Source organism: Dyella dinghuensis, assembly GCF_003977615.1.
Lineage (GTDB): Bacteria > Pseudomonadota > Gammaproteobacteria > Xanthomonadales > Rhodanobacteraceae > Dyella_B > Dyella_B dinghuensis.
The window spans coordinates 140,042-156,688 of the sequence record NZ_RYZR01000002.1 but is presented as its reverse complement, the minus strand read 5'-3'; the positions used below and the strand labels follow the sequence as shown (position 1 = coordinate 156,688).

Sequence of the window (16,647 nt, the reverse complement as noted above, 5' to 3'; positions counted from 1 at the left end):
TTCACCAACAACTGCCGTTTGCAGTGGCCGTCACGTTATCGCCGGCCGACGTCTTGTGCCCTGTGCTATCGATAGTGAGCTCACCGCAAGCATCTGAAACCTGTGCGTTGATGGGCGTAGCCACCGCCACGTACCGTTGCGCAGCTGCGCCGTCCACGGTCAACGTCAATCGATAATAAGCGTGGACTGAGAGCGGATCGTTCGCGTTATAGCTGAACTTGCTCACATCATCGGTGTAACGATTGTACGTGGCGTACCAACGTTCTTCTCCATGGGCAATCGTCATCAACATGTGGTGTGCGTCGGAACGACGAGCGTGAAATGTATAACGGCTGTATGCGGTGGTCGCCATTGCCATCAGTACAGCGACTACGACCAGTGCAATCATGATTTCAATGAGGCCGAAGCCTCGCATGCGTTCCATCGCGTTGCGTCCTTTATTGCGTTGGAGTCAACACCGTCCACGATCGGCGCCGCCAGAGCGGGCTTTCCAATGACAACGGTACGTCTGGCATCGTCGTTTTCCCCTTAAGTTTCAGGCTGGGAAACAACAATTTTCCGCCACCAACTGGCGTTATTGCCGGCAGCATTCCCGTGCTGATCGATTGACTTAAGGCTGCCCCCACATAGGAAACTCCGGCGATAGAAGCCAACGTCGCACCCGGACCTCCCGTGGCGGCATCGATAGCCATCAATGCGCCTTCGGGTGCTGAGTCAAATCCCTTCGGAACCAATGTACTGACCACTACGGTATTCGTGTTAAAGAGCGCTGACGGTGTTGAGACCACACGCTCACCAGCCTCGGCATTCAAATCGACGTGCCAGCCACCCGCACCAGACGGTATGGGATTGTTCGAGAGCGTACGTAGCACGGCGCCGTCGTAGGAACCGCCAGTGTCGTGGACGGTCGTTTGTTTCAGCGTCTGCGTCTGCAGATCGCTACGCGTTACGGTGATGGGCAAACCGCTACGATCCAGCTTGTCACGAATCCCCATGACAGACTGCACGGGTAAGTCATCACTGGTAACGTCATCATCCCCCAGGTACTTTCCCGTGCCGAAGACGACGATAAAGCGATTCGTCGCCGGATCAGGAAATAACCGAGGCATTACGGTGACGGGCTGTGCACTCGCGACAACTGGACGATAAGCGAGCGTCACCTTCCAATTGGCGGGATTGGGCGAAGCGAGGTCGAAACGCCAGAGATTACCTGCCAAATCGCCTGCGAAGGCCACATCGTCAACTTGATCGTTGTTGTAATCGCCAAGTACTGGCGTCGATAGACCATAGCTTGTCACGCCATCTATGTCAGTTCGCGTTTTAAGTTCACGGACAACGCTGCCGGTCTGCGCATCAATTACAAACAAGGCGCTATAGCCATGGGGCGGCGTTCCACCTGCTTCCTCACAATGCGCAGGCTTGTCCGGTTTGCTGCAATCGGGAAAGTAGCCTCCGGCCACAAGAACGACCCACCTGCCATACGCCAACCGCGCGATAGCCGGTTGACCATAGGTGTAACCAAGATCCGCTGGACGGTATTCATCGCCCGCAGCCGACAGCCCAGATGGCATATCCGCATCAAATTCCCATAAGACGGTATGCAAGGGAAAGACGCGACTCACTTTGGTTGGATCGGTAATATCGAGCGCGTACAGGCCACGACCACCCAGTCGCACACCACCTACAAGTAAGCTATGCCACGTGTGATCGCCGTTCTCGCCAAAGAACACATCGCGCATGATCGGTGTTGCATCGACCGTGGGTGCGAAGGGAAGATTATCCGTGCTGGTGAGGCGACCCAGGTTGCTATACACGGCACGGGGCACATATGCCCAAGCCTCTTGTCCTGCGTATGAGCCGGTTGGGCAGCGCATGCCCAATTCAGTCGTCTGACACGTTGGAACGGGCGCATGGATGGCGTGCAGCATCCCGTCATTGGCGCCGACATAAATCATGGGCGCACGATCGGCATTTGCGGAGACAAACTGATCGTAAGTTTGCGCCTGGGCATCCATCTCAGGCGCGAGCACCGATTTTCCACCGATTTTCGTTGGCCAGTCGTTGACATAGCGGCCGCCTGGGTAGCCGACGTACAAAACCTGTGAATGGATGATGGCGCCTAGCAACGTGTTGCGCTTGCGCATAACACCACTCGTTTCGTCGTAGCGCATGCCACGTAGATACTCAATGCGTGCACTCAAGGCGTCTCTCATCGGATCCTTTGGTGATGGCGTCATGAGACCTTTTGCCTCACTGATGTCGAAGTTGGCGGCTGGCTCAAATACTGCACCCGTAACGACACCCACACCGTTTGCGACTGCGGTGAAAATCACTCGACTGTCCAGCGCCGTATCGTCAGTGAGGAGAGCATTAGCGTCCCATATGCGTTGGGTGGGGACGCCATTTGGACTCAAGGCAAATGCCTGCAATGTTCCCGACCAATCCTTAGGGTCATAACCACCCATAAACGCAAGCGAACCCGCTCCCGCTACCGAAGTATTGAGGCCCAGAATCCCCAGAGCAGGGGTCGCCAACGCGTTGTCGAGCGGCAAAGGGCTCAGCTCGACAGTTCCAGACGGGTTGACTGCTTGAGCTGCAGCGCCATGAGCGATGAGGATTGTCGCGAACGCCAAACGTTTGACTATATGCGTCGCCACCCTAGATATCGTCAACACAACGCACCCCGATCAATGCGTCATGGGCACGTCAAACGTGCTTTGCACGACACTGACCATGTTCGGATTACCGCCCGTGCCGCGCGCCGTGATGCGAAAGACGTGGATATCCAGCTGATCCGCACCGCCGTTGTTCGGGCCGCTATTGCCAGACTCGTGCAGGCCACCAATAACCGGCGGCCTCTCGGTCCCAAGGTCCTCAATGATGTAGACGGGATTTTGGGCAAGGACGGCAGTTAGCTGCCCTTGGGTGCTTGTATAACCCCTGTGGGATGGTCCGTCGTAGGTCACACCGATATTCGCCAACCAGCCCTGCTCACTCTGAAATCGGGTAACCGCACCGTTGGATCCGTAAGAGGCAGATAGTGGCTGATAAACAACACAACCATCGTCTTCGGAAATGAGCCCGTCCGTGCAATGAAGATGGCCTGCGGTTTGAGTGGCCGTAGCCCAGAGCTTGTATTCCGCGCCACGTAACGCCGTCTCCGCGCTCATTCTTGCCTGTTGCGCATTGCGAAAACTGCCGGCAATCCGCTCCTGCAACAACGAGCTTTGCAAAGCACTAAATGCCAATACGCTCATTAGCAAAAGGAAGATCAACGCAATCAGTAGGACAAAACCCTGATCGCGATGTAAAAAACGTGGTTCAGCTAGTATTTCCAGGCGGCGTGACAACACATCAATGTCCTTTCGACATATAAGATGAAAAGAATTATTTAAGGATTGAAATTGCGCAGAGCGACAACCGCAGTGATTTCACGCCGCAGCATGGACAAAGGAAAACCTTGTTGAAGTGGAGTTACCTTGCGGCCGGCATCGATGGGTGCCCTAGGTGTCAATGCGCCATTGGAGGCATCATCTGTGGCATACGTGTAGGACAATTCGTCCTGCGTCAATGAATTGAGCGGCTGCTGACCGTCTATCAGCATATCGATTTCAATGACGCGTATTGATCCCCATAAACACCCCTTATCATCACTACCACGTATGGGAAGTGATACCGTCGATCCACAATCTGCACCCGTGCTCGCGTCAACTTGCGCAGCCGAGTAATAGCGCACCGATCCGTCAGCGAATTGCACGCCGTATTTGAAATCGAGCCGTTCGATGCCTCGTGCAATTTCCTCCGACGATCCACCTCGCACAGCTGTATTGCCACCGTTGACTCGGCGCACAAGTGCGCCTGTGGTGTGCCCCTGACCATCCCCACTATCGACCACCTTGAGGTAATACGTCACCGTCCGAAAATCTCGACTGAAATCGAATAGCTTTGGCGCAACCATGTTCTCGAGAGTAGTTGGCTGAGCAAAGTTGTTGCCTGTCGACGATATTTCGTTGCTCGCCTGCCCGGATACGGCAAAGATCTGCGCACTCGAGCAATCCGCCACCACGGCCAATGGATCACCCGATTGGAAATCTTTTATCGCAGGCTCACCTGACATCGGGACCAATCGGATAGCAAATGACCCATCTGCGTTCGCAACCCGTGTGCTGCCCAGCCCCGCGCTTTCCGGCATGATGGTCCATCCCGCGGACGGATTGAGATAACGGACGGTGATAACGGATGCGCCTATCACCCTGTTATCGATCTTTGTGCCCATGGCAGGAATACCAAACCCTTCGGCACTCTGCTTATTGCTCGGATCGATCGGCGCGCAAGACTTGGACGTGCAGTCGTAACCGCGCATTGTCAAAAACGATGGGAATGAATAGGGTTCTTCAGGCGCTCGTGGGTAGGGAGCCCCCCATCGAGTCGTCAGATCATTCAATGCATTCATGAGCATACTGGGATCGCTTACGTAGACAGTAGGCTGACGCAACCCATCCTGGTAAAAACCAGATGCAGTGGCGTGTGCATCGCCACCTGTGTTGTTGCAGTACTGCGAACCAGCCATCGCCAGATCATCCTTAATTTGCGTAATGGCGAACCTCCCCTCTTCCTGAAGACGCGCAAGTTGCGTTTGTGCCTGATAGCTATGAGACGTAGATACAAATACGGCAACGATGCCCGCGCTCACTAACGTCCCCAACACCATCGCCATCATGAGTTCAATCAACGACAAACCCCGCTGTCGGCACGCAAGGCATGCGGCAATCACGGCTGGAATTCCCACGCAAACGTTTGCAACGACTGATCGTCTGCGTCAGGGCTATCTACAGTTAGACCGCGCTCTGTCCAGGTAATAGTCATCTCGCAACTACCGCCATAAGGTGGCCGCGATGCAATCTGATCTAGCGTGGGTGCATAAGCCACGCCTGCAGCGCTGCAACTAATCTTCGCTTTTGTTGCAGGAGGTAAAAACGTCGCAAGCTGGCTACCCCAAAGCGCCTTGTCATGCTCGGCCAATTGCTGCGGCGTACAGCCCCGCTCACAGCTCTGCGCGCCCGAGCTGGGATAGCTACCGTTGTAATACCCCTTCCATACCCCTATGACGTTGGCGCTCATGCGGTCGGCCATGCTTTGCGCAAGAAAAGTCACCTGTGTGCGCAGGTAAGCGGTATGAACCGAGCGCGCGGACATCACCAGCAAACCAGCCACTCCCATCAGGCCGATGCTGAAGATCAATAAGGCAATCAAGACTTCGATCAGCGTGATGCCCCGCTGACGCGACGCGTACTGCATGAAGGACATTCCCTGTTATCCAGACACATACTCTGGCGCCCAAGGCAACCCCGCACTAGAGCCCGACCTCCCGAGGCACAATCAGATAACTCCGATGTGGCGCCCCGCCCAATCTGACCCCGGATCAATGTCTTGCAGGCCGGCTGCCTCCCCCGTAAACTAGGCGGCTCCGCCGGAATAGCTCAGTTGGTAGAGCGGCGCATTCGTAATGCGTAGGTCGTAGGTTCGATTCCTATTTCCGGCACCACATACCAGTTTCATGCCGCCCAACGGCGTCTCATGAAGCCATTAAAACCCGCCCATAGGCGGGTTTTTTTGTGCCATATCGTTCAATGCCATCCCATCAAAGTCGAACAAACACGGGGTATTTTCGGTAATACATCCGCGCGTTGGCGTACTTGGTCCAGCAAAGCTGTCATGGCGAGCCACACTGGCGTCTGCGTACGCACCGACCCAATGACTTACCGGCGGCTTGGCTGCACTCATCGACGCTTTCTAATTTGGCTGCTTCCTTACTACCTTCATCCATTCTTTTGGATGTGCTTAACACATTCCTGAATAGACACCCGACAACCCCTTGAATGACGCAGAAGCATCCGTCGATGCTCCTGCGTGTTTTTGCTTCAGGGCAATCCCAGCATACTTAACGCGCCTGCAATGCACCGATCGTGGCCGCATCAAGCTGGCCGCTGACCGGCAAGCCATTTGCTTTTTGGAAGGTGCTGATGGCGCGACTCGTGCCAGGACCCGGGACCCCGTCGACCTTGCTGCGGTACAAGCCCAACTGAGCCAGCTTGCCTTGCGCATCAGCCAACGAATATCCGCCAGCCGCGCTATTCGTTGCGGCAGCGCTGGAATTGGCCGATCCATCGACGCCGAGGGTGCCGCCCGCGCCAAGCCCCCCGGCGACACGCTGTGGCGCATATTCGCGCACAGCCTTCACCATCTGGTTGTAGGCGTCGAAGAAGGCCGCCGCAATCACTTTGCCTTCTGGTGTCTCACTGTAAGCGCCGAGACTCGCACCGGCCGATCCAAAATGATCAAACAAGCCGGCGACACCGAAGTCAATGTTTTTGGCGCTACCTTGCGCGGCAGCAACTTGTACGCCTGAACGCGTGTCGGTGAGCATCATGGTTGTGGAGGCTTCGCTGCTTTTCATCGAACCGGCGATAGCGCCCAGGATTGCACCATAGGAACCACCTAATGCAGCAAGCGCGCCGCCAGCACCACCAGTATTCTGTGAGAATTGGATCGAAGGCGTGACGATATAGTCCGCCGCCACCATCTGCCCTTTGTCCATATGGCTGGTTTGGCGCAATTCACCTGATGCGTTGAGATCGCGCTCACCCATCATCGAATTCATGGCCTGCCCGCGATCGACAACCACGAAGCAATTGCTTTGCTGAATCATCAATCGGATAAGCGGCACGGTGGATGGTAAGTGATATTGATTGGTAAGCAGTGCGTACCATGGGTCACTAGTGTTTTCTTCAACCGCCAAAGTGCCCAGCGGATGCGGGCAGTGTTCAAGCGCGCTTGCCGCGCCGGTGCTTGCCGCACCGGCGGCAGCACCACCGACGGGATTCTTTCCCCCACCAACTTGCATGTCGGCACATCCTGCGAGCAACGAGGAGGCACTTACGCATACCGCTAGCAGGCAGGATTTCAACTGATTCGTTCGCATGACAACTCCATTTTTCAGCAGCAAATAAAGTGCGAACGAAACCTTCGTGACCAACACGTTCCTTGTTTCGAGCGCACTTGACTATCCGGCCTTCCGCGAGCCGGGTGTTAGAAAACTCACAAGCGCCTTGATTCCCTTACAGCGAGAAAGACAAGCTCGCTTTTATGTCATTAAATAAGCTCTTAAGCATGCAGCGTGAGGGGATAGGTACCCATGAATCGCAATGACGCTTCCCATGGCATGCACGTCAAGTATTCGGAAGCACTGTCTCGCCTCCATCAGCTCTACCTACGCCGTACTTATTTGCATGAACAAAAGGATCATGCCCTCAGTGCAAACGTCGCATTATTTCGAACGAGTTGAAATCAGGCCTACCTGAAAGAACTGTCTGAAAATGACCAATGACGTGTTCGCGCCGGACTCAACGAGCCGCCAGATCGCCAATCCCATGACTAACTGGCCTATTACTCATCCACACTTGTTCTTGAAATGTTCCAGGGCGGCAGGTTCGGCGATCCGCGTTAAGTGATTTTCACACGCAGAAAGATGGCTGAAGATAGCGAAACTAGGTTTTTCCGCACGTCTGCATGTTTGTCTGCACTGCAGGTTCAACCGCTCACATGCCCATTCGATGTCTTTGGCTATCGGCGCCGTACAGCAGTCGCCGTAAGCGATCTGTTCTTTGCAGTTCCTTCCAAAGTCTCAGTTTTATCAAATTAGTATCCGTGGTCATTTCGGCTTCACCGCTGTCAGACACGGATTACGCGAGAAAAAGACTATTTCTGAGGCAATTTCCGCTCAGCGCATGGACAATCTCGAGCAAACATTTGACCGTACTGCTCCGCATGTCTTCACATGCCAATCCTTTCGAAACTTACACGAGCTATTTGCTGCTTGCGCAAGTTTCGAATAGCGCGCTGTTACATGAGGTCAAAAGCAACGCAACACATGGCCTGTTAGGCAAGGAATCGGAATGGAATCACCTTTATTTCGCGCCACGGCAGGCATCTGCACGTTCGCAGTTTTGCTGCTGGCAGGATGCGCAACACCCTCTGCGCCTGACTACCACGGCAAATGGAAGCCGGTAAATCGTTACGCAACCACAACAACTCCAATTCCCCTCGCAAAGGCCTATGTCTTCTTTGCAACTCCGATGGACGGCACGCTGAAGACCATGTTGACGCGTTGGGCAAAGGACACCGGCATCCAGCTGTCCTACAACCTGGGGGCCGACTACACGCTGACGGCGCCGGCGGCGCAGATAAATACCCCCAATATTCGTCTGGCTGCGTCCCAATTGAACGACATCTATGCGTCGCAAGGCATTTCGGTTGCTGTGAGCGACTGGCAGATCACGGTTCAAGCCTTCAACACAGCACCCTCCAAACAAACGACCGCAGATGCAAAGTCAACCACCGGCGTGGGTGTCAAAAAGCAATGACAAGGAAAACGTTGTAATGGCTGACAGGGATTCCCGCTGATGCTCGGCAAGAAAACACCAACCCCCAAGATCGATGAAGCGGTGACGAAGTCGATCAATTTCGAATTGACGATTGCAGACATCGCGCGCCGCAGCGAGCGTCGCGCCTGGTGGGTGGCCTCCAGCGCCATAGGCATGGCTGTCATTCTTGCCGGCGGCTATTTCTTCATGCTGCCACTAAAGGAAAAAGCGCCCTACCTCGTCATGGCCGACGCATACACGGGTACTAGCACGGTTGCCCGCCTGGATGGCGACATCGTCGATCAACGCATCAGCACCAGTGAAGCGATCAACCGAAGCAACGTCGCGCACTTCGTGTTGGCACGCGAATCCTACGATGTGACGATGATCAACCTGCACGACTGGGCCACAGTGCTGACCATGGCAGCACCGGACGTGGCCGCCGCGTACCAAACGCTTTACGTGGCCACCAACCCTGAAAACCCATACAAGCTCTACGGCAAGGACCGGGCGATACGCACCAACATTCTCAGCATCGTGCTGATGGGTGGCGGCAACGGCCAACCGTACAAAGGCGCGACGGTGCGTTTTCAGCGCAGCTTGTACGACAAGCGGACCGGCGCAACCCAGCCGCTGGACAACAAAATCGCCACGCTGGCTTTCGCCTATAAACCGAACCTGAAAATGGATGAGAAATACCGGATCGAGAATCCGCTCGGCTTCCAGATCACCAGCTACCGCGTGGACAGTGATTACGCCACGACGCCACCGGCCGTGACGGGCAGCGGCCTCACATCAGCGCAAGACGCCGAACAAGACAATGCCGATCAGAACGCTCAACCAACAGTAAGTGCGCAGAGTCAGGACATCCACGTGAACAACACTGCGCTACAAACAAATCTCGCAGCACCGCCCCCCATCCCGGAGCAGGAGGCATCCCAGCCCCCAACTTCCGCTGCACCAACGTCCAGACAGAACGTACAAGGAGCGGGTCGCCGATGAGTCGCCGTATCACATGCATAGGGGCCGGCGTGCTGTACCTGGCTACTGCTAGCGCTGCGTTTTCCGTCCACGCGCAGGCCGTGCAGCAGTACTCGTACCAGCCCGACCGCATCTATCCCGTACGCGCCGGCCTCGGAATTACTACCCAGATCGAGCTGAACCCCAGCGAGAAGATTCTCGACTACAGCACGGGCTTCAGCAGCGGCTGGGATTTGACGCGTCGCGAAAACGTGTTCTACCTCCGCCCTAAGAACACCGATGTGGATACCAACATGATGATCCGCACCGCGACGCACTCTTACATCTTCGAACTGAAAGTGGTGGCCACCGACTGGAAGTCGCTCGACCAGGCCAAGCGAGAGGGCGTGCAGTACAAGATCACTTTCACCTACCCGGCCGACACCAGCTTTTCGAATGAAGCGAAGAAAGCCGCCAACGCACCGGAACTTAGTACGTCATTGGTTCTGGGGCGCAGTTACAACTTCAACTATGACTTTGCAACGCGCAACAACAAGGACGCGTCTTGGCTCGTGCCTGTGAACGTCTACGACGACGGACAATTCACGTATATCAAGATGAGCGACATGAAACAGTTCCCCACGGGGAACTTCCCCACTGTGTACATGCGCGAGCTCCAACACGGTGACGATTCGGTCGTCAACACCACCGTCGAGGGCAACACCATCATTGTCCACGGCACCTATCCCTATCTGGTGATCCGTCACGGCAAATACGTCGTGGGTCTGCGAAGGAATGTGCAACAGTGAGTCAGAACACTCCTCCCAACCAGCCCAGCAGCGCCGATTCCATGGGCGGCGGCAATCCCTACTCCACCCGCTACCACGAAACAGCGGCGCCGGATCTGGACGCCAATGCGCCGCAATTGCGTTCTGCCGACATGCAGCGCATGAATCGAAAGGCACTGTTCCTCCTGGGCGCGACTGTCTTGCTGGTCATCGTGGTGGCGATATGGCTGATCAACTCCGTAGAAAACCGGAAAGGCAACACAGTCAAGCAACGTGACGAAATGGTCACGGTGCCGGAGGCACCTAAAGCCGCGCCACCACCTATGCGTGAGACTTCTTTAAAGCAAACCGTTGCGATTCCGCTTGCACAGTCTTCGGTACGCACCATCGACTCAAGGACGCTGATCCCAACTCCACCCCCGCCCTCAGCTCCAGTCGGCCCAAGTCTTAGGGAGCGCCGCATGATGTCGGCGGACCCCGAAGGAGAGAACGGCAGTGGCAATCAAGCAAATGCTGCACTGCCGACGCAGTTGCAGGCCGGCGTTTCGGAAGATACCAGCGCACAGCCGCTGAACAATCCGGACACCCTCATGCTACGTGGCACCTACATCCGCTGTGTACTTGAAACCCGGATCATCACGGATATCCCAGGCTTCACGTCGTGTGTGGTTACCGAGCCTGTCTACTCGTTCAACGGCCGCAAGCTGCTGCTACCCAAAGGCTCCAAAGTTCTCGGCAAATACGAAGGCGAGCCGAACGGTCCGCGCGTCGCTGTTATCTGGGATCGCATCGTTACGCCTACTGGCATCGATGTGAACATGGCCAGTCCTGGCGTGGACAACCTGGGCGGCGCAGGCCATCCCGGTTACTACAACGCACATTGGGGCAGCCGTATCGGCGCCGCACTGTTGATCAGCATGCTAAGCGATGCCTTCAAATACGAGGCTGCCGAACACGGGCCTACCCAAACCACCATCAGCAACGGTGTGGTTACGCAGACACCGTTCGAGAGCAACACCGCGCAGACGGTGCAGAACCTTGCCAATCAGGCCGTGCAGCGCGCTGCCAACAAGCCGCCGACCGTCACGATCAACCAGGGCACCGTTGTCACCATCTACGTCGCCAAAGACGTGGACTTCAGCGGCGTGGTTGCCCGTTTCTAACTGGGCGCCCCATGAGCATGGACGACACAGCTGTTGCGCAAGTCTCGAATGAATTCCTGGATTACCAGTATGACGTGCTGGGTATCCGCGACTTCATGGCGTCACCCGATGTCACCGAGATTTGCGTCAATCGCCCAGGGGAGCTGTATCTGGAAACCCGCGGAGGCTGGCAACGCGTTGACGTGCCGATGCTCACCTTCGAGCGCGCCCGCCAGTTCTGCACTGCCGTCGTCAACGAAAGCAATACCGGTCAACGCATCACGGACACCGATCCCGTGGTGTCGCTCACCTTTCCTACGGGACAGCGCGCGCAGTTTGTCATTCCGCCTGCGTGTGACGCCGGCAAGATATCCATCACCATTCGTTTGCCTTCCAAGCAAATGAAAACGCTGACCCAATACCAAGAGGATGGGTTCTTCAACCAGATTCTTGAAGACGCTCACGGCATCAACGATCACGATCGCGAACTGCTGGAATTACGTACAGAACGCCGCTACGCCGACTTCTTTCGCAAAGCAGTTTTAAGCAAGAAGAACATTGTGGTCGCCGGTGCAACCGGCAGCGGCAAGACCACCTTCATGAAATCGCTGGTTCACCACATCCCTGCCGATGAGCGACTGGTGACCATCGAAGACGCGCGCGAGCTGTTCATCGATCAGCCCAACGTCGTACACCTGCTTTATTCCAAAGGCGGTCAAGGTGTCAGTAACGTCACGGCGAAGAGTTGCATGGAAGCCTGCCTGCGCATGAAGCCCGATCGCATCATCCTGGCGGAGTTACGCGGCGATGAATCGTTCTACTTCATTCGCAACTGCGCATCCGGCCACCCTGGCTCGATCACCAGCTGCCACGCCGGCAGCACCGAACAAACCTGGGATCAGCTGGCGTTGATGGTAAAGGCTTCATCCGAAGGGGCAGGCCTGGAATTCGCCACCATCAAGCGTCTACTGATGATGACCATCGACATGGTGGTGCACATCAAGGCGCATGCCGGTCAGCGTTACATCACCGGTATCGACTTCAACCCCGGCCGCCGTTTTTTTTCTGACAACGCGTAACGGAACTTCGAATTTGTTGGGTCCAGGGAGGACGCAGCATGGCAGCTGGATTTGCAATGATGGGATGTCAAAACCTCGCGGTTCCCGCCGAGATCATGCAGCACATCGTCAACGTCGAATCGAGCACGAACCCCTACGCCATCGGCGTGGTGGGCGGTGAGCTTGTGCGTCAGCCGCAAAATCTCGATGAAGCGCTGGCGACCGTGCAGATGTTGGATGCGAAGGGCTACAACTTTTCGCTAGGGCTCGCACAGGTCAACCGCAACAATCTCGCCAAATATGGCATCACCACGTACGAGCAGGCCTTCCAACCGTGCGCCAATCTCGTGGCCGCTTCGCAGATCCTGGCCGAATGCTACGCAAGCGCCAATGGCGATTGGGGCAAGTCCTTCAGTTGTTACTACTCCGGCAATTTTGTCACGGGATACCGCGACGGCTATGTGCAAAAAATCTACGATTCGATCAGCCGCAGCATGAAAGTCGAGGATGCGCGAAATGTTACCGCCGCCCCGATTCAGCTAGTCGACACGCAGCCCGCATCCCGCGCATCGAACCTGAGTAGCGTTGCATCGCAGCCCGATACGCCTGCCTATCGCGTCGCGATTCGCAGTAGCAATCTCATGGATACGGCAATGGCCGCATCTATGGCAGCAGCGACTACCGTGCCAACGCCCTCACCGGAACACGCCAGTTCTGCTGCATCAACGGCCACGGCACCGGCAAGCCAACCAAATAGCACAGCCGATGCAGACGTATTCGTGCCGCAGGTGCATGGCCCCAACGACCCGCCGTCGACTTCTTCGGCTTCACAACAAGCGATAACGCCATCCACACCGTCAACACCAAACGTCGATCGGGCCGATCTTCGTGAAGGAACGGCTGATGCCGCATTTGTTTTCTAAGGATCCGTTTCACTTAACCACCCACACGGCCTTCATAGACGCGGCAAACCCGAAGCCGCATCAGCTTTGCACCAACCATAAGGAAATCTGAAATGAAACCCACTCTGCATATCCCCAACACTCTGTTCCAGCCCAAGCAACTGCTTACCTTCATGCTTGTAAGCCTCATTGTGATCGGCGCCATGACGCTGCCCGGCACCGTGCTGGCCCAGGATCTCGGCGGCACTGATACAAAGGTTTGCGGCTTCTTCAGCAACATCAACAGTCTGCTGAACATGGCATCCATCGCCGTGGTCACCATCGCAGTGGTGTTTGCCGGCTACCAGATCGCCTTCGCGCACAAGCGTATTGCGGACGTGGCACCGATCCTGATCGGTGGCTTGCTGATTGGTGCTGCGGGACAGATCGCCAAGATGTTGATCGGCGACAGCGCCCAGACGTGCTCAGCCACGACAAGCATGGTGATGCACTTTCTGACCACGCACTATGCATAAGAACGCGCTGTTTCGCGGCTGTACCCGCCCGCCCATGTTTCTTGGCGTGCCTTATGTGCCCTTCTTCATAGGCGCGGGCGGCTGCCTGCTACTGGCGATGTACACCAACATGCTGTTCCTGATTCTGATGCCACCGGTGATTTTCGCTATGCGCCAGATGGCGCGCCGCGACGAAATGATCTTCCGGCTGCTAGGCCTGCGGCTGCAGTTTCGCACCCGGGTCAAAAATCTTCAGCAGCACGATGGCATGTGGGTGTTCACACCCAACAGTTACCGCGAACCACGCAAGCGTCAGTAACCCCTCCGGCTAGCCGGCATCGGACTCTATCCATGCCGGCTTCCTTCTGGATCAAAACGGTAGTCGAGATCATGTTTATCCCAGACGCATCCATCAGTGATTTCATCACTCTGTCCTCCCACGTTTCACCCACCGTGATCAAGACGACGGGCGGCGATTTCCTGATGACATGGCGATTGTCCGGCCTACCCTTCGTGGGCCGCGAAGAATGGGATATCGAACACCGCCACAACGCTTTCAATCGCATGCTGCAAACCCTGCGCGCACCCGATTTCGTCAACGTAGCCTTCTGGGTGCATGACGTGCGCCGGCGCGGCCGGGTGAAAGATCACAGCAAATTCGAGCAGACTTTCAACCAATCCCTGTCCGACGCCTATTACAAAGCGCTGACGGAGCAAAAGCTCATGCAAAACGAGCTTTACCTCACCCTGCTCTATCGCCCAATAGTCAGTGGCAAGCGCTTCGTCGAAAAATCTAGCAACATCGAACAGCTGCAGTCCGAACAGGATCGCGCCATCGCCACCATTCAGGAACTGGCAGGCAACGTCGAAGCGGTGCTCAAGGATTACGCCCCGTACCGGCTGGGCATGTACGAAGCTGCCAACGGCCTGGTGTTTTCCGAAACGCTGGAATTCTTCGGCTATTTGCTTAATCGCATCGACGAGCCGGTGCCTGTGTTACCAGCGCCCGTCTACAACTACCTGGCCGTGAGCAAACATCGCTTTTCCAGCAAGACCGGCGATTTTGTGATTACTACACCCAACGGGGCCAATCACTTCGGCGCCCTGCTCAATATCAAGGAATACACCGACGGCACTTATCCCGGCATCTTGAACGGCCTCAAGTACCTCGATTTTGAATACGTCATCACCCATTCGTTTAGCCCCATGGGACGTCACGATGCGCTCAAAGCGCTTGATCGCACCAAGGGCATGATGATTTCCTCGGGTGACAAGGCCGTCAGCCAGATTTTTGAGCTGGATCAAGCCATGGATCAACTCGCTTCCGGCAATTTCGTGCTTGGCGAATACCACTTCACCATGGCCATCTACGCGCCCGATCAAAATGCCCTCTCGCAACAGATCGCGGGCACGCGCGCAGAACTTTCAAACACAGGCTTCGTCTCGGTGAAGGAAGACCTAGCCGTCACTGCCGCGTTCTATGCTCAACTTCCCGGTAACTGGAAATTCCGCACACGACTGGCCAACGTCAGCTCGCTGAATTTCCTCGGCCTTTCACCGCTGCACAACTTTGCCACCGGCAAGCAGCACAACAATCCGTGGGGCGATTGTGTCACTACCCTGCAATCGACTAACGGACAGCCGTACTACTTCAACTTCCACGCTACACATCCTGCAGAAAACTCATTCGGCGAAAAAGCTATCGCCAACACCATGGTCATCGGCAAATCCGGTACCGGCAAAACCGCGCTGATCAATTTCCTGCTCAGCCAGGCACAAAAGCTAAAACCGTCGCCAACCATCTTCTTTTTCGACAAGGATCGCGGCGCCGAGATTTTCGTGCGTGCGTGTGGCGGCAACTACCTCGCCCTGGAAAACGGCCAGCCCACTGGCTTCAATCCTTTCCATTGCGAACGCAACGAAGCCAACACCCAATTCCTTGCCGACTTAATCAAAGTGCTGGCGGGCAAAAGCGCGTACAGCTCGCGTGAGGAAGAAGACATCTTCCGCGCCGTCGAGAACATGCTCGACACACCCATGCACCTTCGCACCATGACTAACTTCCAGAAGAGCCTGCCCAACATGGGTGACGACGGCTTGTTCGTGCGCATGCGCAAGTGGACAGCCGGTAACTCGCTGGGCTGGGTGTTCGACAACCCTGTCGACACCATCAACCTGCAAAAAGCCAACATCATCGGCTTCGACTACACCGACATCATCGACAACGCCGAAGTCCGCGCGCCGGTCATCAACTATCTATTGCATCGCCTTGAAGGCCTCATCGACGGCCGCCCGTTGATCTACGTGATGGATGAGTTCTGGAAAATTCTGGATGGCAAAGGCGGCTTGAAGGAATTCGCCAAGAACAAGCAAAAGACCATCCGTAAACAGAACGGCTTGGGGATTTTCGCCACGCAAAGCCCAGAAGATGCCCTAGCGAGCGACATCTCGGCAGCGCTGATCGAACAAACAGCGACCATGATCCTGCTACCCAACCCCAACGCAAGCCGCGAAGACTATATCGACGGCCTGAAACTCACCGAAGCGGAATACCAAGTAGTCGTGAGCCTCGATGAGCGCTCGCGCTGCTTCCTCGTCAAGCAGGGCCACGCTGCATCGGTATGCCAACTCAACCTGCGCGGCCTCGATGATGCGCTGGCAGTGATCTCCGCCTCCACCGACAACATCGAGATCATGCACGCCGTGTTGCGCGAACGTGCCCAGATCGAAGGCGTGAGTATCGATGCCCTGCGTCCAGAACAATGGCTACAAACCTTCTACGACCAGCGTAAAGGCAGTGGCAAGAAAGCCGCCACCGCACCACCGCTGCGTGCCGCGTCGTCGGCGCGCGCCGCCATCCCATCGACCCAGGCCTAGGCC

At 56.0% G+C, this 16,647-nt stretch carries 15 protein-coding genes and 1 tRNA gene; 10 read left to right on the top strand and 6 right to left on the bottom strand.

Going from position 1 to position 16,647, the window contains the following annotated elements; genetic code table 11:
- Window position 1 precedes the first annotated feature (1 nt).
- The 5 genes from EKH79_RS01765 to pilV are packed head-to-tail and all read right to left on the bottom strand — an operon-like array spanning window position 2 to window position 5,298.
- Window positions 2-424, bottom strand: coding sequence for a type IV pilin protein (locus EKH79_RS01765; RefSeq protein WP_126672341.1), 423 nt, complete (start codon window positions 422-424; stop codon window positions 2-4).
- A 13-nt stretch (window positions 425-437) separates the two neighbouring features.
- Window positions 438-2,657: a pilus assembly protein gene (locus tag EKH79_RS01760; protein ID WP_126672072.1), complete on the bottom strand. Its 2,220-nt coding sequence runs from the start codon at window positions 2,655-2,657 to the stop codon at window positions 438-440.
- Window positions 2,658-2,687: 30 nt separating this feature from the next.
- Window positions 2,688-3,353, bottom strand: a complete 666-nt coding sequence (locus EKH79_RS01755) for a pilus assembly PilX family protein (RefSeq protein ID WP_126672071.1) — start codon at window positions 3,351-3,353, stop codon at window positions 2,688-2,690.
- Window positions 3,354-3,391: 38 nt separating this feature from the next.
- The gene (locus EKH79_RS01750; RefSeq protein ID WP_267900439.1) at window positions 3,392-4,774 is read right to left on the bottom strand and encodes a PilW family protein; all 1,383 of its coding nucleotides are present in this window, start codon (window positions 4,772-4,774) and stop codon (window positions 3,392-3,394) included.
- Window positions 4,771-5,298 (bottom strand): type IV pilus modification protein PilV, encoded by a 528-nt coding sequence (gene pilV, locus EKH79_RS01745; protein ID WP_158621170.1) that lies wholly within the window; start codon window positions 5,296-5,298, stop codon window positions 4,771-4,773. The genes EKH79_RS01750 and pilV overlap by 4 nt, the downstream gene beginning before the upstream one ends.
- 171 nt (window positions 5,299-5,469) lie before the next feature.
- Here pilV and EKH79_RS01740 point away from each other — a divergent pair.
- Window positions 5,470-5,545, top strand: a tRNA-Thr gene (locus EKH79_RS01740).
- A gap of 396 nt (window positions 5,546-5,941) precedes the next feature.
- Here the strand turns inward: EKH79_RS01740 and EKH79_RS01735 are convergent.
- The gene (locus tag EKH79_RS01735; protein ID WP_233590133.1) at window positions 5,942-6,904 is read right to left on the bottom strand and encodes a peptidoglycan-binding protein; all 963 of its coding nucleotides are present in this window, start codon (window positions 6,902-6,904) and stop codon (window positions 5,942-5,944) included.
- A 1,051-nt stretch (window positions 6,905-7,955) separates the two neighbouring features.
- Here EKH79_RS01735 and EKH79_RS01730 point away from each other — a divergent pair.
- The 9 genes from EKH79_RS01730 to EKH79_RS01690 all read left to right on the top strand — a co-directional run bounded on the left by EKH79_RS01730 (window position 7,956) and on the right by EKH79_RS01690 (window position 16,644).
- Window positions 7,956-8,423, top strand: a complete 468-nt coding sequence (locus EKH79_RS01730; RefSeq protein ID WP_126672067.1) for a TcpQ domain-containing protein — start codon at window positions 7,956-7,958, stop codon at window positions 8,421-8,423.
- 39 nt (window positions 8,424-8,462) lie between these two features.
- Window positions 8,463-9,425, top strand: coding sequence for a VirB8 family type IV secretion system protein (locus tag EKH79_RS01725; RefSeq protein ID WP_126672066.1), 963 nt, complete (start codon window positions 8,463-8,465; stop codon window positions 9,423-9,425).
- On the top strand, window positions 9,422-10,192 hold the full coding sequence (locus EKH79_RS01720; RefSeq protein ID WP_126672065.1) for a TrbG/VirB9 family P-type conjugative transfer protein: 771 nt from the start codon (window positions 9,422-9,424) through the stop codon (window positions 10,190-10,192). Before EKH79_RS01725 ends, EKH79_RS01720 begins: the two co-directional genes overlap by 4 nt.
- Window positions 10,189-11,334 carry a TrbI/VirB10 family protein gene (locus tag EKH79_RS01715; protein WP_233590132.1) on the top strand — a complete coding sequence of 382 codons (1,146 nt, stop codon included), beginning with the start codon at window positions 10,189-10,191 and terminating at the stop codon, window positions 11,332-11,334. Before EKH79_RS01720 ends, EKH79_RS01715 begins: the two co-directional genes overlap by 4 nt.
- A gap of 11 nt (window positions 11,335-11,345) precedes the next feature.
- Entirely contained in the window at window positions 11,346-12,392 is a 1,047-nt protein-coding gene (gene virB11, locus EKH79_RS01710; protein ID WP_126672064.1) for a P-type DNA transfer ATPase VirB11, read from the top strand.
- A gap of 38 nt (window positions 12,393-12,430) precedes the next feature.
- On the top strand, window positions 12,431-13,294 hold the full coding sequence (locus EKH79_RS01705; RefSeq protein WP_199754088.1) for a lytic transglycosylase domain-containing protein: 864 nt from the start codon (window positions 12,431-12,433) through the stop codon (window positions 13,292-13,294).
- A 152-nt stretch (window positions 13,295-13,446) separates the two neighbouring features.
- Window positions 13,447-13,788: a TrbC/VirB2 family protein gene (locus tag EKH79_RS01700; protein ID WP_425478455.1), complete on the top strand. Its 342-nt coding sequence runs from the start codon at window positions 13,447-13,449 to the stop codon at window positions 13,786-13,788.
- Complete coding sequence (locus EKH79_RS01695; protein WP_126672062.1) at window positions 13,781-14,086, top strand: VirB3 family type IV secretion system protein; 306 nt, start codon at window positions 13,781-13,783, stop codon at window positions 14,084-14,086. Before EKH79_RS01700 ends, EKH79_RS01695 begins: the two co-directional genes overlap by 8 nt.
- A gap of 71 nt (window positions 14,087-14,157) precedes the next feature.
- A complete protein-coding gene (locus tag EKH79_RS01690; protein ID WP_126672338.1) occupies window positions 14,158-16,644 on the top strand; it encodes a VirB4 family type IV secretion/conjugal transfer ATPase in 2,487 nt (828 codons plus the stop codon).
- Window positions 16,645-16,647: the final 3 nt, after the last annotated feature.

Excerpts from the sequence above, each read along its gene's own strand:
- EKH79_RS01725 (WP_126672066.1), top strand. The coding sequence starts at position 8,463 with ATGCTCGGCAAGAAAACACCAACCCCCAAGATCGATGAAGCGGTGACG.
- pilV (WP_158621170.1), bottom strand. The coding sequence starts at position 5,298 with ATGCAGTACGCGTCGCGTCAGCGGGGCATCACGCTGATCGAAGTCTTG.
- EKH79_RS01705 (WP_199754088.1), top strand. The coding sequence starts at position 12,431 with ATGGCAGCTGGATTTGCAATGATGGGATGTCAAAACCTCGCGGTTCCC.
- EKH79_RS01700 (WP_425478455.1), top strand. The coding sequence starts at position 13,447 with ATGCTTGTAAGCCTCATTGTGATCGGCGCCATGACGCTGCCCGGCACC.
- EKH79_RS01695 (WP_126672062.1), top strand. The coding sequence starts at position 13,781 with ATGCATAAGAACGCGCTGTTTCGCGGCTGTACCCGCCCGCCCATGTTT.
- EKH79_RS01690 (WP_126672338.1), top strand. The coding sequence starts at position 14,158 with ATGTTTATCCCAGACGCATCCATCAGTGATTTCATCACTCTGTCCTCC.
- virB11 (WP_126672064.1), top strand. The coding sequence starts at position 11,346 with ATGAGCATGGACGACACAGCTGTTGCGCAAGTCTCGAATGAATTCCTG.
- EKH79_RS01765 (WP_126672341.1), bottom strand. The coding sequence starts at position 424 with ATGGAACGCATGCGAGGCTTCGGCCTCATTGAAATCATGATTGCACTG.
- EKH79_RS01735 (WP_233590133.1), bottom strand. The coding sequence starts at position 6,904 with ATGCAAGTTGGTGGGGGAAAGAATCCCGTCGGTGGTGCTGCCGCCGGT.
- EKH79_RS01730 (WP_126672067.1), top strand. The coding sequence starts at position 7,956 with ATGGAATCACCTTTATTTCGCGCCACGGCAGGCATCTGCACGTTCGCA.
- EKH79_RS01720 (WP_126672065.1), top strand. The coding sequence starts at position 9,422 with ATGAGTCGCCGTATCACATGCATAGGGGCCGGCGTGCTGTACCTGGCT.